The organism is Alcanivorax sp. HI0007, assembly GCF_001635525.1.
GTDB lineage: Bacteria > Pseudomonadota > Gammaproteobacteria > Pseudomonadales > Alcanivoracaceae > Alcanivorax.
Genome location: NZ_LWEJ01000156.1, coordinates 1 through 23,921, shown reverse-complemented (window position 1 = coordinate 23,921; position 23,921 = coordinate 1). Strand labels below are relative to the sequence as shown.

General features: G+C 60.2%; 22 protein-coding genes. 12 read left to right on the top strand and 10 right to left on the bottom strand.

The annotated features are described in order from the left end of the window. Window positions 1-328, bottom strand: a 328-nt coding sequence (locus tag A3714_RS08200; protein WP_156493846.1) for a ParA family protein, incomplete at its 3' end; no start/stop codon positions are given. Between the two features lie 231 nt (window positions 329-559). Between A3714_RS08200 and A3714_RS08195 the strand changes: the two genes are divergently transcribed. Further along, window positions 560-1,594, top strand: coding sequence for a DUF4062 domain-containing protein (locus A3714_RS08195; protein ID WP_082810853.1), 1,035 nt, complete (start codon window positions 560-562; stop codon window positions 1,592-1,594). Between the two features lie 158 nt (window positions 1,595-1,752). On the opposite strand, the gene A3714_RS08190 is transcribed toward A3714_RS08195, so the two are convergent. Then, window positions 1,753-3,465, bottom strand: coding sequence for a proline--tRNA ligase (locus tag A3714_RS08190; RefSeq protein WP_063509040.1), 1,713 nt, complete (start codon window positions 3,463-3,465; stop codon window positions 1,753-1,755). 143 nt (window positions 3,466-3,608) lie between these two features. Between A3714_RS08190 and A3714_RS08185 the strand changes: the two genes are divergently transcribed. Continuing rightward, entirely contained in the window at window positions 3,609-4,019 is a 411-nt protein-coding gene (locus tag A3714_RS08185; RefSeq protein ID WP_063509041.1) for a PaaI family thioesterase, read from the top strand. A 200-nt stretch (window positions 4,020-4,219) separates the two neighbouring features. Here A3714_RS08185 and A3714_RS08180 read toward each other — a convergent pair whose 3' ends face one another. From A3714_RS08180 to A3714_RS08145, 8 genes are all read right to left on the bottom strand, one after another. Further along, window positions 4,220-7,687 (bottom strand): translocation/assembly module TamB domain-containing protein, encoded by a 3,468-nt coding sequence (locus tag A3714_RS08180; RefSeq protein WP_231866172.1) that lies wholly within the window; start codon window positions 7,685-7,687, stop codon window positions 4,220-4,222. Beyond that, on the bottom strand, window positions 7,684-9,378 hold the full coding sequence (locus tag A3714_RS08175) for an autotransporter assembly complex family protein (RefSeq protein WP_231866171.1): 1,695 nt from the start codon (window positions 9,376-9,378) through the stop codon (window positions 7,684-7,686). Before A3714_RS08175 ends, A3714_RS08180 begins: the two co-directional genes overlap by 4 nt. A gap of 153 nt (window positions 9,379-9,531) precedes the next feature. Further along, window positions 9,532-10,101 (bottom strand): response regulator transcription factor, encoded by a 570-nt coding sequence (locus A3714_RS08170; RefSeq protein WP_063509044.1) that lies wholly within the window; start codon window positions 10,099-10,101, stop codon window positions 9,532-9,534. Continuing rightward, entirely contained in the window at window positions 10,098-11,288 is a 1,191-nt protein-coding gene (locus tag A3714_RS08165; RefSeq protein WP_063509045.1) for a HAMP domain-containing sensor histidine kinase, read from the bottom strand. Before A3714_RS08165 ends, A3714_RS08170 begins: the two co-directional genes overlap by 4 nt. A 200-nt stretch (window positions 11,289-11,488) precedes the next feature. Continuing rightward, window positions 11,489-12,109 carry a class I SAM-dependent methyltransferase gene (locus tag A3714_RS08160; protein ID WP_063509046.1) on the bottom strand — a complete coding sequence of 207 codons (621 nt, stop codon included), beginning with the start codon at window positions 12,107-12,109 and terminating at the stop codon, window positions 11,489-11,491. Next, a complete protein-coding gene (locus A3714_RS08155) occupies window positions 12,109-13,332 on the bottom strand; it encodes a hypothetical protein (RefSeq protein ID WP_063509047.1) in 1,224 nt (407 codons plus the stop codon). Before A3714_RS08155 ends, A3714_RS08160 begins: the two co-directional genes overlap by 1 nt. Before the next feature lie 369 nt (window positions 13,333-13,701). Next, window positions 13,702-14,001, bottom strand: coding sequence for a PA4642 family protein (locus A3714_RS08150; protein ID WP_062816923.1), 300 nt, complete (start codon window positions 13,999-14,001; stop codon window positions 13,702-13,704). A gap of 192 nt (window positions 14,002-14,193) precedes the next feature. Continuing rightward, window positions 14,194-14,568, bottom strand: coding sequence for an HU family DNA-binding protein (locus A3714_RS08145; protein ID WP_035248851.1), 375 nt, complete (start codon window positions 14,566-14,568; stop codon window positions 14,194-14,196). Between the two features lie 369 nt (window positions 14,569-14,937). Between A3714_RS08145 and aspS the strand changes: the two genes are divergently transcribed. The 10 genes from aspS (at window position 14,938) to tolB (ending at window position 23,769) form a co-directional block, all read left to right on the top strand. Next, window positions 14,938-16,701: an aspartate--tRNA ligase gene (gene aspS / locus A3714_RS08140; RefSeq protein ID WP_062816924.1), complete on the top strand. Its 1,764-nt coding sequence runs from the start codon at window positions 14,938-14,940 to the stop codon at window positions 16,699-16,701. Between the two features lie 65 nt (window positions 16,702-16,766). Beyond that, a complete protein-coding gene (locus tag A3714_RS08135; protein WP_063509048.1) occupies window positions 16,767-17,504 on the top strand; it encodes a YebC/PmpR family DNA-binding transcriptional regulator in 738 nt (245 codons plus the stop codon). A 221-nt stretch (window positions 17,505-17,725) separates the two neighbouring features. Beyond that, window positions 17,726-18,244, top strand: a complete 519-nt coding sequence (ruvC, locus tag A3714_RS08130; protein ID WP_062817027.1) for a crossover junction endodeoxyribonuclease RuvC — start codon at window positions 17,726-17,728, stop codon at window positions 18,242-18,244. Between the two features lie 21 nt (window positions 18,245-18,265). Next, window positions 18,266-18,865, top strand: coding sequence for a Holliday junction branch migration protein RuvA (gene ruvA / locus A3714_RS08125; protein ID WP_062816926.1), 600 nt, complete (start codon window positions 18,266-18,268; stop codon window positions 18,863-18,865). Window positions 18,866-19,108: 243 nt separating this feature from the next. Further along, the gene (gene ruvB / locus A3714_RS08120) at window positions 19,109-20,137 is read left to right on the top strand and encodes a Holliday junction branch migration DNA helicase RuvB (protein WP_062816927.1); all 1,029 of its coding nucleotides are present in this window, start codon (window positions 19,109-19,111) and stop codon (window positions 20,135-20,137) included. Further along, window positions 20,130-20,573: a tol-pal system-associated acyl-CoA thioesterase gene (gene ybgC / locus A3714_RS08115; protein WP_063509049.1), complete on the top strand. Its 444-nt coding sequence runs from the start codon at window positions 20,130-20,132 to the stop codon at window positions 20,571-20,573. The genes ruvB and ybgC overlap by 8 nt, the downstream gene beginning before the upstream one ends. After that, window positions 20,566-21,252: a protein TolQ gene (tolQ, locus tag A3714_RS08110; RefSeq protein ID WP_062816929.1), complete on the top strand. Its 687-nt coding sequence runs from the start codon at window positions 20,566-20,568 to the stop codon at window positions 21,250-21,252. The genes ybgC and tolQ overlap by 8 nt, the downstream gene beginning before the upstream one ends. 3 nt (window positions 21,253-21,255) lie before the next feature. Then, a complete protein-coding gene (tolR, locus tag A3714_RS08105; RefSeq protein WP_062816930.1) occupies window positions 21,256-21,693 on the top strand; it encodes a protein TolR in 438 nt (145 codons plus the stop codon). After that, window positions 21,686-22,468, top strand: a complete 783-nt coding sequence (locus tag A3714_RS08100) for a cell envelope integrity protein TolA (protein WP_063509050.1) — start codon at window positions 21,686-21,688, stop codon at window positions 22,466-22,468. The genes tolR and A3714_RS08100 overlap by 8 nt, the downstream gene beginning before the upstream one ends. A gap of 23 nt (window positions 22,469-22,491) precedes the next feature. Continuing rightward, window positions 22,492-23,769, top strand: a complete 1,278-nt coding sequence (tolB, locus tag A3714_RS08095; protein ID WP_063509056.1) for a Tol-Pal system beta propeller repeat protein TolB — start codon at window positions 22,492-22,494, stop codon at window positions 23,767-23,769. The last annotated feature ends 152 nt before the right edge of the window (window positions 23,770-23,921 follow it).

The window sequence follows — 23,921 nt, the reverse complement described above, 5'->3', positions numbered from 1 at the left end:
TCAGCTGCTTCAGGCGACTCTTGGCGCCGCCGTTTTCCATCAGCTTGATATCCGCGTTGCGCATGGAAATATCGGCGGGGATGGCATCCAGATTCTTCCAGCGGGTTTCCCGTTTCAGTCGACCGATGGGTTGTTTGCCCTTGATCAGATTGCCGGCCTTGTAGCCGTCGCCGTCATCCACCCCCAGATAGAAGCTGGCGGCGCCCTGGGGGTCCAGGTCCCAGAGCAGGGTACGGTGCTTCCAGCGCGCGGCATGCCAGGCCACATTCACGGCCGAGGCGGTCTTGCCCACGCCACCTTTCAGGTTGTAAAAGGCTATGGTTTGCATGGCGTCCCATTCCTGTAAGCTTACAAAAAGCGCTACGATATTGATTGTTAGTGCTGGCGCCGTGAGTTGTCCGGTGCAGCGGTTTGTGCTCAGGCTAGCATGAACCGGTGGGATGTCCCACGATCGGGGGCTCCGTCAGGTCCTGCGGGTTGTGATGAGGACCCACAGGCGGTTTAATAGCCAGCCAAAAAGTGCCCGCGAGGGCCGAACTCGACGCTACAGGTACCCAGGGTGACAGCGACGAAACGCTACCAGGTCTTTATCAGTGCCACCTTTCCCGATATGCAGGGGGCGCGCCAGGCATTGATGTTGCCGTTGATCGAGCACGGCATGATTCCCACGGGTCTGGACAGTTCCGCTGCGGATGGCAATACCCTGTTGCCGGTGATCCAGAAACTGATCGAAACCAGCGATTATTTCGTGCTGATCGTAGGTGGCCGCTACGGCACGCTCTCACCCATGGGGCTCAGTGAGCTGCACCGCGAATATATCTTTGCCGCCACCAAGCGCAAACCCATTGTCGCCTTTATTCATGATAACCCTGCCATGTTGCCCGCTGACCAGCAGGAACCCACCCGCGATGGCCAGGTGCGCCGGGATGATTTTGTGCGCCTGCTGGAAGAGAAAGTGGCCTGCTTTCGCTGGACCACGGAGAGCGGTCTGGCAGAGCTGGCCCACAAGGTGATCCCCAATCTGATGCGGGAACATCGGGCTGACGGCTGGGTGCGCGCCGACCAGGCCGGCATCGGTGGCGGCGGGGCTGAGGTCGAGGCCCTCAAAGCCCGTATCGAGATGCTGGAAAAGGAACGCGAAGACAGCATGAGCCAGGCCCGGCCCCCGCTGAAAACCCTGTCCCGGGGGGGCGATCTGGTGGCGCTGGATTACTCCTGTAATGTCTATGAAGGTGGTGATTGCAAACTGGCCATGGTCACCACCCGGATCAGCTGGGATCAGGCGTTCTCATGTGTGGCTCCGCTGATGCTCAATCCGGCATCCGAACCGGTGATGCAGAAAGCGCTGGAAGATTTCATCGGTCGCAAGGCTCTGGGCGATGTGCAGCAGGACTTCCCCCGTGCCCATGCGGTGCGCAACGTGGTGCTGGCTGCCCATGCCTTCAACCAGATCAAGATCCATCTGCGGGCGCTGGGCTTGATTGCCAAATCGTCGGAGAAAGATAATCGCGGCCTGCCGTTGTGGCAACTGACGGCCCACGGAGATAACACCATGAGCCAGGTGATGGCGGTAAAGCGGTCTATCAAAATCTAGTTAATAGTGAACAGTTAATAGTTAACAGCGGCGCGGAACAGCGTTGTCTGTTCCGGAAGCAAAGAGGCCGCGCCCATGGTTTGGGCGCGGCCTCTTGCGTTTCCAGTTACGAGGTGCTGGCGCGCGTCGCTGTTAACTGTTCACTATTAACTGTTAACTCAGCCCAGCTTCCCTTTCAGGAATGCTAGAACTTCATCCATGGCCACCTCGGTATTCTCCGCATCCCCTCGCCCTTTATATTCGAGCACCCCATTGTCCATGCCCCGTTCGGCGATGACGACGCGGTGGGGGATGCCCAGCAGTTCGCTGTCGGCCAGTTTCACGCCCAGGCGTTCTTTCTCGCGATCATCGAACAGCACCTCGATGCCGGCGTCTGTCAGCTCGGCGTAGAGTTTTTCGGCCAGTTCCCGCTCGCGGGGGCTCTTCTTGATGTTTACGGGCACCAGGGCCACCTGGAAGGGCGCGATGGCCGCCGGCCAGATAATGCCGCGGTCGTCATGGTTCTGCTCAATGGCGGCAGCCACCACCCGGGTAACGCCGATGCCGTAGCAGCCCATGGGCATGACCACGGACTTGCCGTTTTCATCCAGAACCTTGGCGCCCAGAGCCTCGGAGTACTTGGTGCCCAGCTGGAAGATATGGCCCACTTCAATGCCTCGCTTGATGGTCAGGGTGCCCTTGCCGTCCGGGCTGGGGTCGCCCTCCACGACATTGCGCAAGTCGGCCACCTGGGGCAGTGCCACGTCCCGTTCCCAGTTGATGTTGAAGTAGTGCTTGCCGTCTTCGTTGGCGCCGGCACCAAAGTCACTCATCACCGCTACGCTGCGGTCGATGACAATGGGGATCGGCAGCCCCACCGGACCCAGGGAGCCAGGGCCGGCGCCGATGGCCTGGCGAATTTCCTCCTCGCTGGCGAACTCCATGGGCGCAGCCACGGCGTCCAGCTTCTCCGCCTTGATATCGTTCAGCTCGTGGTCACCCCGAACCAGCAGGGCGATCAGCTGGCCTTCCTCCGCCCCCTTCACCACCAGGGTCTTGACGGTTTTTTCCATGGGCAGATCGAACTGCGCGACCAGCTCTTCGATGGTTTTGGCGTTGGGGGTATCCACCTTTTCCATGGCCGCACCGGGGGCCGGGCGCTCAGTGGCGGGGGCCAGGGCTTCCGCCAGTTCCACATTGGCGGCGTAATCGGAGCTGTCGGAGAAGGCGATATCATCTTCACCGGAGTCGGCCAGCACGTGGAACTCGTGGCTGGCGGCGCCGCCGATGGCACCGGTATCCGCTTCCACCGGGCGGTAGTCCAGGCCCAGACGATCAAAGATGGCGCAGTAGGCCTGATGCATGACCTGATAAGTGGCGGCCAGGGATTCCATGTCCGCATGGAAGGAGTAGGCATCCTTCATGATGAATTCGCGCGAGCGCATGATGCCGAAGCGTGGGCGGATCTCGTCCCGGAATTTGGTCTGGATCTGGTAGAAGTTGGCCGGCAGCTGCTTGTAGCTGTGCAGCTCGTTTCGGACCAGGTCGGTAATCACTTCCTCATGGGTCGGGCCCAGGCAGAAGGGATTGTTGTGACGGTCGGTAATCCGCAGCAGCTCCGGGCCGTAGGCCGGTGCCCGGCCGGACTCTTCCCACAGCTCCATGGGCTGAACCACCGGCATCAGCACTTCCTGGGCCCCGGCACGGTCCATTTCCTCGCGGACAATTTGCTCCACCTTGCGCAGCACGCGCAGGCCGGTGGGCAGCCAGTTGTACAGGCCGGAAGCCAGCTTGCGGACCATGCCGGCACGCAGCATGAGCTGATGGCTGATGACAACGGCATCGGCCGGGGTTTCTTTGACAGTGGCAAGCAGGTACTGGGAAGTGCGCATAGGAGACAGTCTTTGACCGGTTATTGCTGAAGCCGGTTATTTTAGGGGCAAAGACGTCTTGTCACCAGCCATCATGATTGCTGCTGGGATTGTTGCACGGGCTTTCGTATCCTCCCCGTATCCAGAATTAAATGGCGAGTCATATGCTGAATGCACAAGAAGTACAGGACGTGATCTATCAGGGATTGCCGGCGGCATCTGAGGAAGGCCTGCGGGTCGAAGCGGTGGGCGAACGACGCGCCCGGGTGCGCAGTCCGTTCCGGCCGTCCACTATTCGTCCGGGCGGCACCCTGTCCGGCCCCACCATGATGGGGCTGGCGGATGCGGCCATGTATGCGGCGATTCTTGGCGAGCTGGGTCGCGTGGAAATGGCGGTGACCCAGAACCTCAATATCAATTTCCTGTCCCGCCCGGCACAGAAGGATCTGATTGCCGACGCGGTGATTCTGCGTCTGGGACGGCGTTCCGCCGTGCTGGAAGTGCAGCTGTTCAGCGAAGGCAGTGACGAGATGGTGGCCCATGTGACCGGAACCTATGCGCTGCCGAGGAGTTGAAAGTTCAAAGTTGAAAGTTGCAAAGCGCGAGAAAAGCAGGGCAGAAATGTCCAGGCCGTGCCCGCGATGACCGGTCAAGGTGATTACTTCAGACGCCGGCATCCAGTAAAAAACTGCCTGGCGGCGCGGCTAAAGGGTCTATCGCATGGCAACCAATCTGGATCGCGCTTTGCAACTTTGAACTTTCAACTTGAAACTATTCACTGCAACTCCTTCTCCCAGATCAGATCGAGGCTGTTGGCGCGGGTGCTGGAGCGGGCTTCCAGGTGCAGCTGTCGGGTCAGGGTGTAGCGCAACATCACGGTGGAGACCGCATCGAACAGTCCCACCGCATAGGTCAGGTACAAGCGGTCAGACAGCTGTTTGCCCAGCATCAGGGCGGCGTCGTCGGTTTCCCAGTCGCTGCCCACGCTGATTTCATCCACGCCCAGTTTGTCCCCGAGTTTTTCCGTGACGCCGCTGCCTTTTTCCAGGCCATAGAGTGCCAGCGCCTGGGCGATGCGGTTGTTGTCGCCTTTGGAGCCTCTTTCCAGTGGTCGGCCGGTCAGCAGGTAGGACATGGCCTGGCTTTGTTCCATGCCCGGCTCCGAGAACAGGCTGGCTTCCGGTGCCTGCAGGGTGCCGCTGAGCTGTACCCCGACCACCACGTTCTCACTGGGTATCTTGCGGATGGCACGGATATCCAGCCCGGGGTTGTCCGGCGGGCCCTGGAAGATCAGTTGACCGTCACTGATGGCCAGGTTCTGGCCGTAAGCCCGGTAGCGACCTTCCCGGATTACCAGTTCGCCGTTCAGTTGAGGGGGTTGTTGCGGTTGCTGGTTCACTTGCAGAGTGCCGCCAAGCATGGCGTCCAGGCCAAAGCCCTTGAAGTGCACCTTGTCACCCAGGTTGACGATGACATCAATCCCCAACGGCAGGCCACTCTGCTGTTTTCCCTCCTGATGCACCAGGACCTGATCCTGACTGACGGTAACCGCGCCCTCGGGAAGCTCCGTGGGCTGGATTTCCGCCTCCGGGATGGTCAGTTTGCCGCCCAGCTGCAACTCATCCAGGTCGCCCTTGAGGGTCAGGCTCGGATTGAGCAGCACGCGGGCATCGGGTCTGTCCGCCACCCGCAACCGTTGGCCATCCAATGACAGGTTCACCGTGGCTGGCCACTCCCGGGGATCCAGTGTGCCGGTCAGGGTCAGGGTGCCTTCGCCCAGGGTTGCCGACCCGTTCACATCCAGTTGTCCCCGGGGCGAGCCTTGCACATCCATCTGCAGGTCGGTGACGGCGACGCCGAGGGCGGGGACCAGGGCGTTGCCGTTATGCAGACGGATGTTGCCGTCCATCAGTGGTTGTCGAAGGGTGCCAGCCAGGGCGAAATCGCCACGGACCTGACCGCTGATTTCGCGCAGGTCGGTGGTAAGCAGCGCCAGCGGTGACAGGCTGGAGAGCTGGAAGGCTACCTGGCCGCTCAGGGGGCCGTTGGCGTCCAGGCCATGCTCCAGGGAGGCGTTGGCGCTGGCCAGGTCGGAGACCAGGGTCAATTCGCTGGTCAGCCGCTGGTCTTGCAGCTGTCCTTTCATGGAGAGCTGCTCGATAACCAGCTCCTGGGGAGTGTCCGGAGTGCGCACGGCCAGGCGGGCATTGTCGGTGTGCAGCTGAAACTGCCCAGCCGGGTTTTCCAGCGGGCCTTGCAGGGAGGCGTCGCCGTTCAGTTTGCCCTGTACGGTAAAGTCCGGTCCCAGCAAGGCGCCGGCCAGCGCCAGCGGCAGGGCGTCGACGGAGGCGCGGACGTGGACCTGATTGGCGTCGTCCCGTTTGCCTTCCAGGCAGAGTTGGCTCGGCGCTTGCTCAAGACAGAAAGCGCTCAGGGACTGCTCTGTGGCGGACAGCACCAGCGACGTGTCCCGGCTTTGCTGCCAGCGCCCCAGTTGCGCGTGTACCAGGCTGGTATCGGACAGCGAACCTTGCCAGCGGGGCGCGTTATGGAGAGAGACCAGGCTGCCTTGCAGGCCTGTCTCCAGGCGGACATCGTCACGACGGAAACGGGCCGTGGCACGATGGTCGGCCAGGGTGCCGTTGAGGCTGAGCTGTGCGGCGGCCAGTTGTTCGCTGTTGCCCTGCTGCAACGTCTCGGTGTTCAGCTCAAGCATCATGGTCTGCGCGCCCGGGCCGAGTGCGCGGAACCGGGTTTGCAGGGAGGCCAGCGACCAATCCTGCCAACCCAGTTGCCGGCCGGTCAGATTGCCGGTCAGATGGGGTGTGGCCAGGGGACCACGGATTTGCACCTGACCGCTGAGCTGGCCCTGAATATCCGGGTAGAGCTGGTCCAGCCGCGGCAGGGCCAGGGTGGTGTCCAGGGACCAGTCGGGCAGGATGGCGCCGCGGCCGGTGAGCCGGTTGTCACCCCAGCGGATGTTGCTGTCCAGTTGCAGGCCTTGCTGATGGCTTGCCACGGTGGTCGTGGCGGTCAGGGGCTGCTGGCGAACCCGGCCGGCCAGTTCTAGCCGGCTGGGTGACAACTGCCATTGCCCGTCCACATGAGTACCCTGGCTGTTGCCTTTCACACTGAGCTGGCCCGGGAAGTGCGGATGCAGCAGGCCGGTATCCAGTTTGCCCTCCAGCTCCAGGTCCCAGCTCAAGGGGCTGAACTGCAGTTCACCGTGTCCTGCCAGTTGTTGCTCGCCGTCATCAAACTGCAGCTGCTCTAGTGCCAGGCCACCGTTGGTGAGCTGGCTGTTCAGTGACAGATGCACCGTCTTGTCGCCACTGGTCAGGCGACTCTCGCCTGCTATTTGCAGCGTTGCCAGTGGCCCCCGGGTGGTCAGCCTGCCGTCGCCCACGGAGAGTGGTTGCGGCAACACCAGTGGCAACGGCTGTGCCGGCCACTGGTGTTCCAGGGCCAGGGGCCGTTCCGGATCAGCGAGTTGCCATTCGCCCTGGCTGTGAATTTGCACCGGGGCGCTCAGTTCATGATCCAATATCAAGGTCGAGAGCGATCCGCGGATATTGAGCTGGCCCGCTGCTTTCTGCGCGTTGAGGGTTTCGTTCTCGGCCAGGGGCATCTGCCAACGGGCTTGCCCCTGAATCTCCATGGGGGCGGCAAGACTGCCCTGGGCGGTGGCTTCCACGCTGATATCGGCCACCGTGCGGGTGGTCAGGCTGGCCAGTTGAAAGCGACGCCAGGCAGCCAGCTGTCGGGCATCCAGCCCACTGACCAGCTGGGTGTCGTTGAGGCGAAGTGAGGCCATTGTCAGGGTGTCGATGCGTACCCCAAGAGGGAGTGCCAGGCTGTCAGGCAAACCGGCCGTGGCGGTGTCCTCTGTTTTCGGATCCGGGGGCAGTGACAGGCGGAGATCGCCCAGGGATAAGGTGGTGAATTCCAGCCAACCGCGGGTGAGGGAAGCGGGTACCAGCTCCGCCTCAAGACGATCCAGAGTCACTGACACCCCGTCCAGCTGATAGTGCACACCGGTGACCGTGACCCGGTCCAGCAGACTGCCCTGCCAGTCTTCCACCTGCAGATCCCCGGGGATCCACTCGCTGACCTGACCCAGCAACCAGCGGTTGCCGGTGGCCGTGCCCAGCAGCAGCCAGGTGGTCAGTACCACCATCAGGATCAGACTGAACAGCATCCCGAGCAGGCCGACACTGAAACGCTTGAGGGTTCGCTTTATCACAGGTCCGGCCCCATGCTCAGGTGCACGCGCCAGTCGCGGTGTTCATCCACGGCCCGGGCCAGGTCCAGCCGGATTGGTCCCAGCGGGGAGCGCCAGCGGATGCCGAACCCGGCGCTGCGGCGAATTTCGAAATCATTGACGTTATTGAAGGCATTGCCGCCATCGGTGAAAACCGCCAGGTGCCATTTCTCGGTAATCGGATGGTCATACTCCAGGCTGCCGGTGGCCAGATGCCGACCCCCAATCACATCCCCATTGTCGGCCCGTGGGCCCAAGGATTCATAGGCGAAACCGCGCACGCTGGAGTCACCGCCGGCAAAGAAACGGATGGAGGCGGGCAGCTCCCGGACATCCGTGACTTCTGTATAGCCCAGGTCCCCGCGCATCAGTACGCGCCCCCCAAGCAACGGGAAAAGCAGCTTGCCGCTGCCGGTCAGTTGCAGGAAAGAGGCTGTGGAAGACAGGTTACGATTGGCGAAACGGATTTTGCTGCTCAACCGCCAGCCGAAAGACGGATAGATGGGGTCGTTGGCCTTGACGCGGCTGAGCTGGAAGCCGGGAATGATCAGCTCGGCCTGATCCACTTCCCCGGCGATCTCGTAGGTCTCGCGCAGGTAGGTCAGTGACGTGGTGGTGACCCAGCGATTTTGCAACTCGACGATATAGTCGGCACCGGTGGTCCAGCGTTCATTGTCTTTGCTGTCGGTGACTTCATTGACATAGCTGGTGTGAAAATCCAGCCGTTCCCGTTGCGGATCTTTCAGCGGGATCTGGTAGCTGGCACCGGCCCCTTGCTGCACCTGAGAGACTTCCGTTTCCGCCCGGAAGCGGTGACCGGCCCGGTTCACCCGGCGATTTTCCACCCCCAGGCGCACCCGTGGTCCGGTATCGGTGCTGGCGCCGACGCCGGCGAGCAGTGACCAGCGATTGTTGTCTGTCAGGTTGATGCTCACGGGAATGGTCCGGCTGTCATCATCCGGGGTGCCTTTCTGGACCCGCACAGCACTGAAATACCCGGCGCCCAGAAAGGCCTGCTGGGTCTCCAGCAGCTGTTTGCTGTCGAAGGGCTCACCTTCATGAAAGCTCACGTAGGCATCGACCAGCTTGTCCCTCAGTTCACTGCCGGTCAGGGTGATGGCGCCAAAGTCGTAGCGGGGACCGCTGTCCACATGCAATGTGATGGTGGCCTGGCGTTTTCGGGTGTCCACGCTCAGTTGATTGCGGGTCAGTTGTCCCTGCACATAGCCACGACTGATCAGCTGTTGCTGCAGGTTTTTTTTCAGGGAGGTGTACTGGTCATGTTGCAGTCGCTGGCCGATGGCCAGTTGCGCAGTGGCCACCAGATGATTGAAGGCAGGATCATTGGCGGCATCGCCGCGGATGCGGATGTCGGCCCGCTGCAGGATCACCGCCGGCCCGGTATTTACATCCAGCGTGACGCGTGCGCAGCCGTCTTGCTGGTCGGTTTGCAGGGATAAGGTGCTCTCGTAGTAGCCCATGGCCTGCAAGGCTTGCTGGCTATTGGCGAGGATCTGCCGGCGGATCAGGCCGAACTGGGCCGTGGGTGGCTCGCAGGGGTAGCGGGACAGATTGACCAGGGCGCGAATGTTGCTGTTGACCGCGTCGCTGGCGTTGCCAGTGATGCGCAGTTGCGGGGCGTCATCAGCAAAAGCCGGTACGGCGAGCAGCATCAGAAATAGCGTTAGGAACCAGGTTGTCTGCTGCTGTGCCCTCAAGTCTTGCATCCCTGTGCGCTGTTTCCCGGCGGCATGTGGATTTGATGCTGTGTCCCACCGGTTGGGTATGTTGCCACTCGCCCAACAGTGTAAGGCAAGTTGTGACAGTCAGTCTTCGCGAAAGTGCTTGTCGCGTTGGTAGTCACTGGCGGTAGGGCGCTTTTTCAGCCGTCGTTGCAGGGTACGGCGATGAATGCCTAGGGCGTCGGCGGCCCGTGAAATATTGCCATCATGGGCATCCAGGGTGCGCTGGATGTGCTCCCATTCCAGCCGTTGCAGGGACGGTGGCGTGGCGGGTAAGGGCAGGGCCGGGTTGGCCGGGTCGGTATCCAGGGCCTGCAGGATGTCAGCAGGGCTGGCGGGCTTGGTGAGATAGTTGCGGGCACCACGGTGGGTTGCCGCCACCGCCGCGGTAATGCTGCCGTAGCCAGTGAGCAGAATGATACGGCAGTCCGGGAAATGTTCGAGGATCGGGACAATCAGATCCAGGCCGTTGTCGCTGCCCAGATTCTGGTCGAGGATGGCGCCTGCCAGGTCTGGCAAGCGGGCAAGCAGGGCGAGGGCCTGTTCCGCGTTGTGGGCCACGGCCACACGATTGCCACGATGCTCCAGGGCGCGAGCGGTCTGTTCGGCCAGCGGCTCATCGTCTTCCACCAGCAGGAGTTGGCGCACAGTCATCTGGCGAGCTCCCGTGGCCAGTCGATACGAGCCTGGGTCCAGCGAGGTCCCAATTCCATTTCCAGCTGTGCGCCCATTTGCTCCAGCGTGGTGCTGACCAGCGTCAGGCCAATCCCCATGCCTTCCCGCTCCGACGGGGCGTGGGCGGGGCCGTCATCGCTGACTTGCAGGCGGTAACTCTGATCCCGGTCATGCAGCGTGATTGCCAGCCGCGAGGCGCCGGCATCCATGGCGTTATAACCCAGGTTGCAAAGGACCCGGAACCAGCCTTCCGGGTTGGCCACGTTGGGGTTGGTATCCAGTTGATGGGTCACAGAGAGGGTCGGTGCCAGATGCCGAAGGTGTTGTTGCAGCCTGGTCAACAGCTCACTGAAAGGCAGGGATTCCGGTAGCGGGGTGTCGTCGCCCTGTTTCAGGCGTCGGGCCACGTTTCTTGCCAGTTGTTCCATCTGTGTCACTTCATCACGAAGCGCGCCGGGCAGTTGTGGCGAATGCAACAGATTGTCTGCCAGCATTACCAGCGTCCCCAGCGGGGTATTCAGCTCATGGGCCTGGTCAGCCAGGGTCGCGGCGATCTGGTACATGTGCTCGCGGCGACCGGCCAGGTCAATGGCCTGCTCCTGCTGGCGTTGCTGTTGGCGCATCAGGCGCTGGATCACCTGTCCCAGCAAGGTCAGCATGACCAGCAGGGCGATAAAAACCGCGGCCATGCCGACCCCATGCAAACCGCTGAGTTGGTGGCTGAGAGCATGAAGGGGGCTGTCCATGGCCGGCATCTGATACCAGCTCATGGACACCATATAGCCGCCCAGTGCCAGGGCGGCCACCAGCATTCCGCTTCTCAGTGGCAGGGTCAGCGAGGCCAGCAGGGCGGGGACCAGCAGATAGAATGACAGCGGGTTGCCGGCGCCGCCGAACCCCTGGATCAGGCCGGTAAACAGGATCGTATCCAGGGCCAGTTCCAGTGTTAGCAGCGGAGCGTGGCGCTGGCGACCCACCCGGTGTGACAGCAATGTGATCAGGCTGGGCAGCAGCAAGGCCGCCAGCCAACCCAGCTCATTCAGGCGATAGCCGCTATGCCCCTGACTTTGCAGCACCATCAGGGCAAGGGTAATGATCAGCACCAACAGACTGCGCAGCCATATCAGGCGCAGTCGCCAGTTCAGTAAGGGGGGGCGGTTATCCATGGGGCTATTGTAAAGGCAAAGTGCCGCGAGTGGGTGTGGCAGTTTGTCCCGTTGGGTGAGTTGAAAGTTCAAAGTTTAAACGCGTTCCGGGGTGCCGCCTCCCGGAGCCTCACGCTCCGCGCTCATGGGTTTGAGAGCGGGCATGGCATAGCAGCGCACCAAGCGTTGTCTCGCGCTTTTGAACTTTCAACTTTGAACGTTTAACTGGGTTTCAGCAGCGCCCCGTCAAGCAACTCCCCGGCAAAGGCGGGCAGTTTCGGGTGGCGGCGGTGGCTGGCCTTGTGCAGGCGGAAACCGGCTCCACGGAAGATGCTGGCGGTATCGCGGGTGAGTTGGCAGCCGCAGGCCAGGTGCTTCCAGGCCGGGTTCATGCCTTTTTGCAGGCGCTGCACCCACCGACGTTCACTGAGTACATGCTCCAGTGCCAGTAGGGTGCCGCCGGGTTTGAGTACCCGGAAGGCCTCTGCGGCGGCCCGCTCCGGATTCGGGATGGTGCAGAATACCAGGCAGGCGACCACGGTATCGAAGTGGTGGTCCGGGTAGGGAAGTTGCTGGGCATCACCGGTGCGCAACACAAACCGCTCCGGCCGCGCACACTGGCTGGCCGCCTCCTGCGCCAGCGTTAACAGCGCCTGAGCCGGTTCGATGCCGTGGATCTCTGTGGCCGCATCGCCATAGAAAGGAAAGTTGCTGCCGGTGCCGACCCCCAGTTCCAGAACACGTCCCCGGGCCTGGCCGATGATCCGCTCGCGATCCCGGTAGACCGGACGGGTTGCCCAATCCAGTAATACCGGGAACAGCGTATCTTCGTAGAGTGACATCAGCCGCGTGGGGGCAGCACGTAGTTTTCCGGATTGTTCAGCATATCCATGGTCAGCGGATCGCTGATGATGCTGGTCAGATTACGGTCCGTCTGCTTGCTGAACTTGCGGCGCAGCTTTTCAAACTTGCGGAAGCTGCGGAAGTTCAGGGCATACAACCGCACTTCCTGCAGGCGCTTGTAGGAATACATCACATCCAGGGCATCCATGGAAAATTCCGGACGGATTTTCATGGCCTTTTCCAGGTAGCTGATCGCTTCATTCAGATCGCGCTTGCGGTTCATGTAAATGAGGGCGTTGGCGTATTCATAGTTGACGATGGGAATGTCGCCAGCCATTTCCAGCGCTTCAGCGAAGGACTCTTCCACGGTGGTGGTGCGTGCCCCGTAGGTCATGCGGCCGGTGAACTTGCCGACCCGGCGCATGATGCCGGCATCCACGCCTGCGCGGAAAGCATGGGCCAGCGGTTGCTCCGGCATGACTTCCACCACTTCCTCGGCGCTGCCCTTGATCTTGCCGATATAGCGTCGTGCGACAACGATGGGGACCGGAGACTCTTCGGCGATACGCGCGATGGCGTAGGCGTAACCCAGTTTCACGGTGGCCACGATCGGTGCTACCTCCGGGTCATCCTCGGCCTCCTTCATATCGTCGAAATATTCCTGGGCCTGGTTCGCCACGTCCTGCAGCATCATGTACTTGGTGCTCTGGCGGTCCGCCAGGTAAATCGCATACATGAGCTGGGAGAACAGGGAAGGAATCTTGCCGATGGCGCCCAGTTTCAGGCCCTCTTCCCGGGCTTTCTGGAAATCACCGGCAAAGAACATTCGCCACACTTCCAGGTAGCGACGTTCCAGACCGTCGAAATCCTTGCCATCCCAGTTCTGGATGTCTTCAGACATAAAGGGGTATTTCTTGAACTGGGTGCGCATGTAGTCCGCAGAGGGGTAGGGGACTTTCAGGCCGCGCATCAGGTAATCCCATTTTTCCCGGATTTGCGCGTCGGTGTAGGTGAAGTAGCTTTTCTTGTAGGGGACGTCGTTCCATTTTTCCTGGAAGATGCGTTCATCCACGGGGATTTCCTGCATTTGCAGTTCTTCCGCGGTGACTTCGTCCATTTCATCATCGTAGTCATCGTCCCGCGCCGCATGAAGTTGCAAGCTCAATGTACAAAGCGCGATCAGACAAAGGGAGTGCCAGAGTCGTTGAGGATATGCTGTCATGATGGTTACAGCTCTTGTTGTTGTTGTGTGTTTTATCAGGGTAGGAAATACAACGTGCTGTAGTCCTTGCCGCCCGCTGCCTGTGAAGACAGAGGAAACAAAAACGTCAGCGAAGCCTTGTCAGGCTTTTCCCAATACCCCGTTTTGGAGGCGATATGATCGCCGGGCCCCGATAGCCCTTGTAATGGCTTAACAATGCCATGGGCTTGGGCGGTGGACAAGTTTCTGAGGGTATCTATTTCCCTTGGGAAATGTATCTGTAGGGTTGCTGCCCGACAGGAGTCAGGCGACGGGGGAGGTCTCAGGGAGCCGCTGGGCAACACCTCGCCGGGTTCGCAAGGGGTTATTCAGAGACTCCCTGGCAGCCAGCTAGCGGGTGCCGCCGGCATCACGAAGCAGCTGGGCATAGTCGCTGCACTTCGGGTGGCTCTCGATCAGGGCCAGCAGGGTGCGGCCCTTGGGGTCACGGGCGTTGATATCCCGGCCGTTTTCCTGAAAGAACCCGATGAAGCGCTCGAAATCTTCGGCCCGCAGTGCCCGGTAGGCTTTTTCGAGCACGTGGAAGTCGGCGTCTACCCCTTCCTCGCTGGAGAAATCCAGGAAAACCTTGATCTGTTCGTCGGTCATCGGCTCGCCGATTACCTTCTTTTTGTCCTTACGCTCTGCCATGGGCGCGCTCCTAGTGTTGTGCAGGGGCTGAATGCTGGCGCCTCGGAGTGGCTGCGGTTGGCCAGAAAACAACCAGGGTCAGTCAGCGTGATATCAGTGGGCGCGGATTATAGAGGCTGGGGTGGCCAGGGGCCAGAGGAGGGAAAAGAGAAGGTCAACCGCCGGGCCGGAGCCCGGCGGTGGCAAGCGGCATCAGGATGCCATGTCCTTGAGCTTTTTCAGCGGACGCACTTTTACCATGGTGCGGGCCGGCTTGGCGGCGAACGTGGTTTCTTCGCCGGTGAACGGGTTGATGCCCTTGCGTGCCTTGGTGGCGGGTTTTTTCTGGGTGACGATTTTCATCAGGCCCGGCAGGGTGAACTGGCCAGCACCGCGTTTCTTCAGGTGACCTTCCATGATGTCGGCCAGCTCATCGAATACGGCGTTGACGTCTTTCTTGGTCAGGCCGGTGGTATCGCTGATCTGGTTAACGATCTGGGTCTTGTTCATCGGTTCGGTGATGGTTTTAACCTTTCGAGCCGCAGTAGCGCTGGTGGCTTTGGCAGCTGTCTTTTTCTTTGCAGCCATGGATTACTTACCCCTTGTTTTGTGTCTTCCTGAGAATGTGTGTCTCCGCCGATCGGCGGGGAACCGGTCTTGCTTCCCTGTCAGGTACGCCCCTGGACTGCGCAAACTCAGAGGGCCACTGAATTGGTTCGCATCTGTTATATGCCATGAATTTTCACTGCACAAGCCGTGAAACCACTATTTTTTACGGACTTTCAACAAAAATGGGGCGGATGTGGCCTGTTTGGCAGGGAATCGCCCCCCGGCATGGCTCGCAGGCGGTGGAATCGCTATACTGTGGCGCCTTTTTCAGCGACCCGGGGACAGGCACTGCCGACAGATGCGGTTGGCCCCGGGTAGCGCCCTCAGAAATACAAGCGGAAGTTAAGCATGCGAAGCCATTATTGCGGTGATTTGCGAGCCTCCCACGATGGAGAAACAGTTGAGCTTTGCGGTTGGGTCAGTCGCCGCCGTGACCACGGTGGGGTGATTTTCCTCGACCTGCGTGACCGTAATGGTCTGGTGCAGGTGGTGTTCGATCCGGACACCGTGGAAGCCTTCGCGCTGGCCGACAAGGTTCGCAGCGAATACGTGGTGCGCCTGACCGGTCTGGTGCGTATGCGCGATGAAGCGGTGCGCAACAGCAAGATGGACACCGGCGATATCGAAGTGCTGGGCAAGGAACTGACCATTCTCAACGAGGCGCAAACGCCGCCGTTCGAGCTGGATGCCCATTCCGCCGCTGGCGAAGAAGTGCGCCTCAAGTATCGCTATATGGATCTGCGTCGTCCGGAAGTGCTGCGTAACTTTCAATTCCGTTCGCGGCTGACCCACGTGGTCCGCGCCTTCCTGGAAGGCGAAGGCTTCATGGATGTGGAAACCCCGATCCTGACCCGGGCCACCCCGGAAGGTGCCCGGGATTACCTGGTGCCCAGCCGTACCCATCCCGGTAGCTTCTTTGCCTTGCCGCAGTCTCCGCAGCTGTTCAAGCAGCTGCTGATGGTGGCGGGCTTCGACCGCTACTACCAGATTGCCAAGTGCTTCCGTGATGAGGACCTGCGCGCCGATCGTCAGCCGGAGTTCACCCAGATTGACCTGGAAGCTTCCTTTGTGGAGGAAGAGGACATCATGGGCATCACCGAACGCATGGTGCGTTCGGTGTTCAAGGAGCTGCTGGATGTGGAGCTGCCGGACTTCCCGCGCATGCCGTTCTCTGAAGCCATGCAGCGTTTTGGTTCCGACAAGCCGGACCTGCGTATCCCGCTGGAGCTGATCGACATCGCCGATCTGCTGGCCGGTGTAGACTTCAAGGTATTCTCCGGCCCGGCCAACGATCCGAAAGGGCGTGTGGCGGCCATGAAAGTTCCGGGAGGGTGCAGCCTGTCCCGCAAGGACATCGATGGCTATACCAAGTTCGTCAGCATCTACGGCGCCAAGGGGCTGGCCTACATCAAGGTCAATGATCTGGCGGCGGGGGCTGAAGGGCTGCAATCGCCGATCCTCAAGTTCCTCACCGAAGAAGCCATCCAGGGCATTCTGGAGCGCACCGGCGCCGAAACCGGCGACCTGATCTTCTTCGGTGCCGACAAGGCCAAGATCGTCAACGAAGCGCTGGGTGCGCTGCGCGTCAAAGTGGGCCACGACCTGAACCTGGTCGAGGGCGACTGGGCCCCGTTGTGGGTGGTGGACTTCCCCATGTTCGAAGAGGACGAGGGTCAGTACTACGCCCTGCATCACCCCTTCACCATGCCCAGCTGCAGCCCGGAAGAACTGAAGAGCAACCCGGAAGGGGCCCTGTCCCGTGCCTATGACATGGTTCTCAACGGCACCGAACTGGGTGGGGGTTCTATCCGTATCCACAACCCGGCCATGCAGCGTACCGTGTTCGAGGCCCTGGGTATTTCCGATGAAGAGGCGGACGAAAAGTTCGGCTTCCTGCTCGACGGTCTCAAATACGGTGCACCGCCCCACGGTGGTCTGGCTTTCGGTCTGGATCGCATGGTCATGCTGATGACCGGCTGTGACTCCATTCGTGACGTGATCGCTTTCCCGAAAACCCAGACCGCCTCCTGCATGATGACCAATGCGCCGTCACCGGTGGACAGCAAGCAGCTGCGTGAAGTGGGTGTGCAGGTACGAAAAGAAGACAGTTGATTCGATAACAACCGGCGGCGCGGCCCGGCCGCGCCGGTCTGTTCGTAGCATTTACGGGAGACACCATGGCAGGACACAGTAAATGGGCCAATATCAAGCACCGCAAGGCGGCCCAGGATGCCAAGCGCGGCAAGATCTTTACCAAACTGATTCGTGAAATCACCGTGGCGGCCAGAATGGGCGGCGGTGAAACGGCGGACAACCCGCGCCTGCGGGCGGCGGTAGACAAGGCCCTGGGTCAGAACATGACCCGCGACACCATCGACCGGGCCATCAAGCGCGGCGCCGGTGGTGATGACGATGCCAACATGGAAGAGATCACCTACGAAGGCTACGGCAAGGGAGGCGTGGCGGTGCTGGTGGAAACCATGACCGACAACGTCAACCGTACCGTCGCCGAGGTGCGCCATGCATTCTCCAAGTTTGCCGGTAATCTGGGCACCAGCGGTTCCGTGGCCTTCCTGTTCACCAAGCGTGGCGAGATCTTCTTCGAGCCCGGCGTGGACGAAGAAAAGCTCATGGAAGTGGCCCTGGAAGCCGGTGCCGAGGACGTGGAAGAAAACGACGATGGCAGCTTCCTGGTGATTACTACGCCGGACAAGCAGTTCGGTGATGTGGTTGACGCCCTGCGCGAGGCCGGCCTGGAGTTTGCCGATGCGGAAGTCACCATGCATCCCTCCACGGAAGCGGAGATGGATGCGGATACCGCTGAAACCGTGCAGAAGATGATCGATATGCTGGAAGATCTGGACGACGTGCAGAACGTTTACACCAATGCCAGCTGGCCGTCGGAAGAAGCGTAGCGGCAAGCCTCAAGCTACAAGCTACAAGGAAAACCAAAAAGCCCCGAGTGTTTCGGGGCTTTTTGGTATAGGGAGGTTGTGCCGGCCGTTTGCGGCAACACAATCTTGCTTGCAGCTTGCAGCTTGCAGCTTGCAGCTTGCAGCTTGCAGTTTTGCTAACTGGACATATGGACAGCTGTAAGGTACAACTGGACCAGTTTTTATTTTCGGGTCAGCGGCTTATGGCATTACTACTGGGGATCGACCCCGGCTCCCGGCGAACCGGCTACGGTCTGGTGGAACAGGTGGGCAACCGCAGTCGGGCAGTGGCCTTCGGGACCATTACCACGACCCATAAGGACATTCCCCCGCGTCTGGGTGAGATTTTCGCCGGTATTCACCAGGTGGTGATGGATTACGGTCCGGCGGAAGTGAGTATCGAAAAGGTGTTCATGGCCCGCAACGCGGATTCCGCCCTGAAACTGGGGCAGGCCCGGGGAGCGGCCATTGCCGCGGTGATGCAGGCTTCGCTGCCGGTGTTTGAATACTCCGCCCGGCAGGTAAAGCAGGCCGTGGTAGGGCGCGGCGGCGCGGAAAAGGGGCAGGTGGCGGAAATGGTCAAGTATCTGCTTGGCCTGGAAAAGCGTCCCCAGGAAGATGCCGCCGATGCGTTGGCCATCGCCTTGTGTCATGCCCATATGCGTGTGTCACTGGCCCGGATGGGCGGAGCCACCGCAGTCAGAAACGGACGAATACGCTAAAAAGGACAGTAAAACACAGCCATGATAGGACAACTGCGCGGAACCCTGCTCGAGAAACGCCCTCCGGTGCTGTTGCTGGATGTGAACGGGGTGGGCTATGAAGTGGAAGCCCCCATGACCGTTTTTTACAGCTTGCCGGAGACCGGTGAGCCGCTCACCCTGCACACCCATTTCGTGGTGCGTGAGGACGCCCAGTTGCTGTATGGCTTTGCTGATCGCTACGAGCGCGAGCTGTTTCGGGCGCTGATCAAGGTCAACGGCGTCGGCCCGAAAATGGCCCTGGCCATTCTCTCCGGCATCGAGGCAGACCGGCTGGCGCAATGCATTCACGATCAGGACACCACCTCACTGGTGAAAGTGCCGGGCATTGGCAAGAAAACCGCCGAACGACTGGTCATCGAAATGCGTGACCGGCTCGACAAGATTGATGGTGGTCCAGTGTCCCTGCCGGGGCAGACGCCTCTGGCCCAGCCGGACGATGCCCGCTCCGATGCCATCGCTGCCCTGGAAGCGCTCGGTTACCGTAACAAGGATGCCGCCGCCGCCGTTGGCAAGGTGGCAGAGGAAGGCGCCACCAGTGAGCAACTGATCCGCCTGGCACTGAAAAGTCTGGCGCGCTGACCCTAGTAGGAGCCATGCTCGCATGGCGAACCTGGCGGCGAATCCACTGAAGGGCGTTTGAAAACCTGAAGTTTTTCGTGGCTCGCATTGCAGCCTTGGCATCATGGTTTACTTTGCGACCCATCACAGGGCGCCTTCGGCAGGCTCTTCCAGGAAATCTAAAGGGAAAGATGACTGCCGGTACCAATCCGTCTACGCTAGCTCAACATCACTCTCATAACGCTGGGTCTCCCTACTGCAAGCATGGAAAACGACCGTCTGATTTCAGCTGCCGCTGTTGGCACCGGTGAAGAACAGCAGGACCGGGCCATCCGCCCGGCCAGTCTGGCTGACTATAAAGGCCAGCCGAAAGTCCGCGAGCGCATGGAAATCTTCATTGATGCTGCCCGCGGCCGCCAGGAAGCGCTGGATCACACCCTTATCTTTGGCCCGCCAGGTCTGGGTAAAACCACCCTGGCGCATATCATTGCCCGGGAAATGGGCTGCGAACTCAAGTCTACCTCCGGGCCGGTACTGGAAAAGGCCGGCGACCTGGCGGCCATCCTCACCAACCTGGAAGAGGGTGATGTGCTGTTCGTGGATGAGATCCACCGCCTGTCACCGGTGGTGGAAGAGATCCTCTATCCCGCCATGGAAGATTACCAGCTGGATATCATGATCGGTGAGGGGCCGGCGGCCCGCTCCATTAAGCTGGATCTGCCGCCGTTTACCCTGGTGGGGGCCACCACCCGGGCGGGCCTTCTGACTGCCCCCCTGCGTGATCGGTTCGGGATTGTTCAGCGGCTGGAGTTCTACTCCGTGGAAGATCTCTCCGGGATTGTGATTCGTGCCTGCGACATTCTTGCCATTCCCATTGATGATGCCGGCGCCCTGGAAGTGGCACGTCGTGCCCGTGGTACGCCGCGCATTGCCAACCGGCTGTTGCGCCGGGTGCGCGATTACGCGGAAGTGAAGGGCGAAGGGCGAATTACCGAAGCCATGGCCCAGCGTGCGCTGGACATGCTGGAAGTGGATAGCTGCGGCCTGGACGGCACTGACCGGCGTTTGCTCGACATGATAATGCATAAATTTGATGGTGGTCCGGTGGGCCTGGAGTCCCTGGCGGCGGCGCTCAATGAAGATGCCGGCACCCTGGAAGAAGTGGTGGAGCCCTATCTGATTCAGCAGGGCTTCATCCAGCGTACCCCGCGCGGCCGGGCTACCACCAACCATGCCTGGCGGCATTTCGGGCTGCAGCGGCCGCGCAAGGACGGTGATTTGTTTAATGATTGAAAAAAAGCCGCAAAACGGGGAATTTACCCTGCCGGTGCGCGTCTACATCGAGGACACCGATGCCGGTGGCATCGTCTATTACGTGAATTACCTGAAATTCATGGAACGGGCGCGCACGGAATTCATGCGCACCCTGGGTTATCAGCATTATGTGCTGGCCGATGAGAACTTCCAGTTTGTCGTGCATTCGGCCAATGTGCAGTACCGTCAGCCGGCTCGCATTGATGATGCACTGGTAGTGACCGCCCGCTTGAAGCAACTGGGCAAGGCGACGCTGTTTTTCGAGCAGCAGGTTCGCCGGGGTGACACACTGCTTTGCCAGGCCGAGATCAAGCTTGCCTGCGTGAATGCAGATACATTGAGGCCCGCCGGGATCCCGGTGGACCTGTACAACAAATTCAAAGCAGCCAGCGAAGGAGAAGGGCTTAATGGTTGAGGCATCCAGTATGTCCGTCATCAGTCTGATCAGTCATGCCACCATTGTGGTTCAACTGGTCATGGTGCTGTTGGTGCTGGCGTCGTTGACGTCCTGGTACATGATCGTCAGTCGGTATCGGGTAATGGGCCGGGCCCACAAGGCGGGGCGAGCGTTTGAAGAGAAGTTCTGGTCCAGTGATGACCTGGCGTCGCTTTACAACCAGAGCCGCAAGGATCCGGACGTGGACGCAGGCACGGAAGCCATTTTCCGCGCCGGTTTCCAGGAATTCGTGCGCCTGTCGAAAAGCACCCGTGGCGCTGAAGCGGTGATGGATGGCAGCCAGCGTGCCATGCGTGTAGCCCTGCAGCGTGAACAGACCCGCTTGACCAAGCACCTTCCTTTTCTGGCGACAGTGGGGTCCACCAGTCCCTATGTGGGGCTGTTCGGTACGGTGTGGGGCATCATGAACTCATTCATGGCCCTGGCCAACGTGAAGCAGGCCACGTTGAGTGTGGTGGCACCCGGCATCGCCGAGGCCTTGATTGCTACGGCCATTGGTCTGTTTGCCGCCATCCCGGCAGTGATGGCCTACAACCGTTTCTCTGCGCAAAGTGATGCTCTGCTCACCGAAAACGAAATGTTTGCCGAGGAGTTCTCCTCGGTACTGCACCGTCAGGTTCACGGACGCGAGGGGTAAGCCATGAGCGGCGTGAAGATCAGGGTGCCGCGCAAGCTCGTTGCCGAGATGAACGTGGTGCCCTACATCGATGTGATGCTGGTGCTGCTGGTGATTTTCATGGCCACGGCGCCGATGATGACCCAGGGCATCAATGTGGACCTGCCCGACAGCAACAGCGAGCCCATTGATACCACCAAGGATGAGCCGGTGATCATTTCTGTGACCGCTGATGGCAGTTACTACATTGATGTGGGCAGTGACAGCCGCAAGTCTGCCAGCCTGGAAACGGTGCAGGGGCATGCCTTGCGGATTCACAAGCAGAAACCTGCCACCCTGTTTTTGGTCGAAGGCGATGGCCAGGTGGCCTATGCCAAGGTAGTCCAGTTGATGGGTGCCTTGCAGGAAGCCGGCATTACCCAGCTGGGTTTGGTAACGGAACCGCAGGGCAGCAATGAGTGATCGTGGCGCCGCGCTGCTGTTTACCCTGTTCATTCACCTGCTGGTGTTTGGGCTGCTGGTGTTCAGCTGGAGCACCGACCCGGCATTGCACAAGGCGCCGGTGATCCCTCCCCATGTGAAAGCCACCATGGTGGAAACGTCCAAACAGAAAAAGGCGCCGGTGAGCAAGCCGAAGCCGGAGCAAAAGCCAGCGCCGAAACCGGAACCGAAACCCAAGCCAAAGCCGAAACCCAAACCGGAGCCCAAGCCCGAACCCAAGCCTGAGCCTAAACCCAAGCCCAAGCCGAAACCGGAGCCTGCCAAAAAGCCGGCGCCGAAACCGAAACCGGAGCCCAAGCCGGATCCCAAACCGGTCATCCCCGAGATTGAGGAGCCGAGCCTGGAAGAAATGCTGGCCGAGGAAGAGCTGGAAATGGCAAAGCCCGCGGAGCCAGCCCAGCAGGAAACACAAGATGCGGCCAGCAATGCGGATCAGTCGGATGTGGAAGTGGCCAGCTTTACCGATGCCATTTCCGCACAGGTAGGGCAGCGCTGGCGGATTCCCGGCAACTATCGCAACCGGGATGACATCAAGACACAGGTGCGGATTCAGATGATTCCCGGCGGTGAGGTGATCAATGTGTCTGTGGTGAAGAGCAGTGGTTATCCCGATTTTGATGAGTCGGTCATGAATGCGGTGAAGCTGGCCAGCCCCCTGCCGGTTCCAGATGGCCCGCTGTTTGATAAACAGTTTCGCTCACTGGTGATCGAATTTGATCCTGGAGTTGCACAATGAAGTTGGAATATAAGGCACAGAAAATGTGGCGGATTGGCCTGGCGGCCATCCTGATGTTCGGCGCCGTGATGGCCCGGGCAGAATTGCTTATCCGGGTCACAGAGGGCCGGGTGGATGCGGTGCCCATCGCCATCGTGCCTTTTGAGGGTGCGCAGAACGCGCCCGAAGATGTGTCACAGATTGTGCAGGCGGATTTGCACCGCAGTGGCCAGTTCAAGCCATTGCCGGCGGAGGATATGCTCAGCCGCCCGCGCAACGAAAGTGAGGTCATCTACCGGGATTTCCGCGTGCTGGGGGTGGAGTACATCATCACTGGCAGCATGAAGGCCCAGGAGAGCGGTGGGTATGAAGTGAGCTACGCCCTTTTCGATGTGAATCGTCAGGTGAAGCTCATGTCGGAGACCTATCGCCCGCCGGTTTCACAGCTGCGGGATGTGGCCCATGCCATCAGTGACCGGATCTATGAGCAACTCACCGGTATCCCGGGGGCGTTTTCCACCAAAATTCTCTATGTGACGCATAATCGTAGTGACAAAAACCCTTTCCAGCTGCAATATGCCGACGCCGACGGGCACCGTGTTACCACTATCCTGCGTAGCCAAGAGCCGATCATGAGCCCGACCTGGTCACCAAATGGCAGGAAAGTTGCTTATGTTTCTTTCGAGGATGACGGGATGCCGGCCATTTATACCCATGACCTGGCAACCACCAACCGGGAAAAGGTGTCCAGCTTCAGGGGTATCAATGGCGCCCCGGACTGGTCACCGGATGGTCAGAAGCTGGCGCTGACCCTGTCGCGGGACGGTAACCCGGAGATTTACATGCTGGATATCGCCAGTAAGCAGCTAACACGGCTGACCCAGCATTACGGGATTGATACGGAGCCTCGCTGGTTGCCGGATGGTGAGCACCTGGTGTTCACCTCCAGCCGATCTGGCGGGCCCCAGATTTACAAACTGAACATAAATGATAAGTCGGTCCGGCGAGTGTCATTCGAGGGTGCGTATAATGCCCGCCCGGATGTCACGCCTGACGGTCGTTATCTTGTTTATGTACACCGGCGTAATGGAAATTTTAACGTCGGGGTGCAGGACCTCCAGCGGGGCACATTCAATATTGTGACCCGCACAGACATGGATGAATCGCCCAGTGTTGCGCCCAATGGAAGTATGGTAATTTACGGGACGCAAGATCGGGGGACGGGGGTTCTGGAAGCCGTATCCATCGATGGCAGAGTGAAAGTGACGCTGCCGTCGAAGGAAGGTGAAGTCAGAGAACCGGCCTGGTCGCCGTTCCTCTGAGTGATTCTCGGAGTCCAATACTAGGAAATTATAGGAGCTTTTCGCATGCGTTCATTTCTTAACCCGCTGTTCGCCCTGATGTTGGCAGCTGCCCTGGCAGCCTGTTCCAGCACCCCGACTGAAGATGACAGCTCTGCAACCGACGATATGTC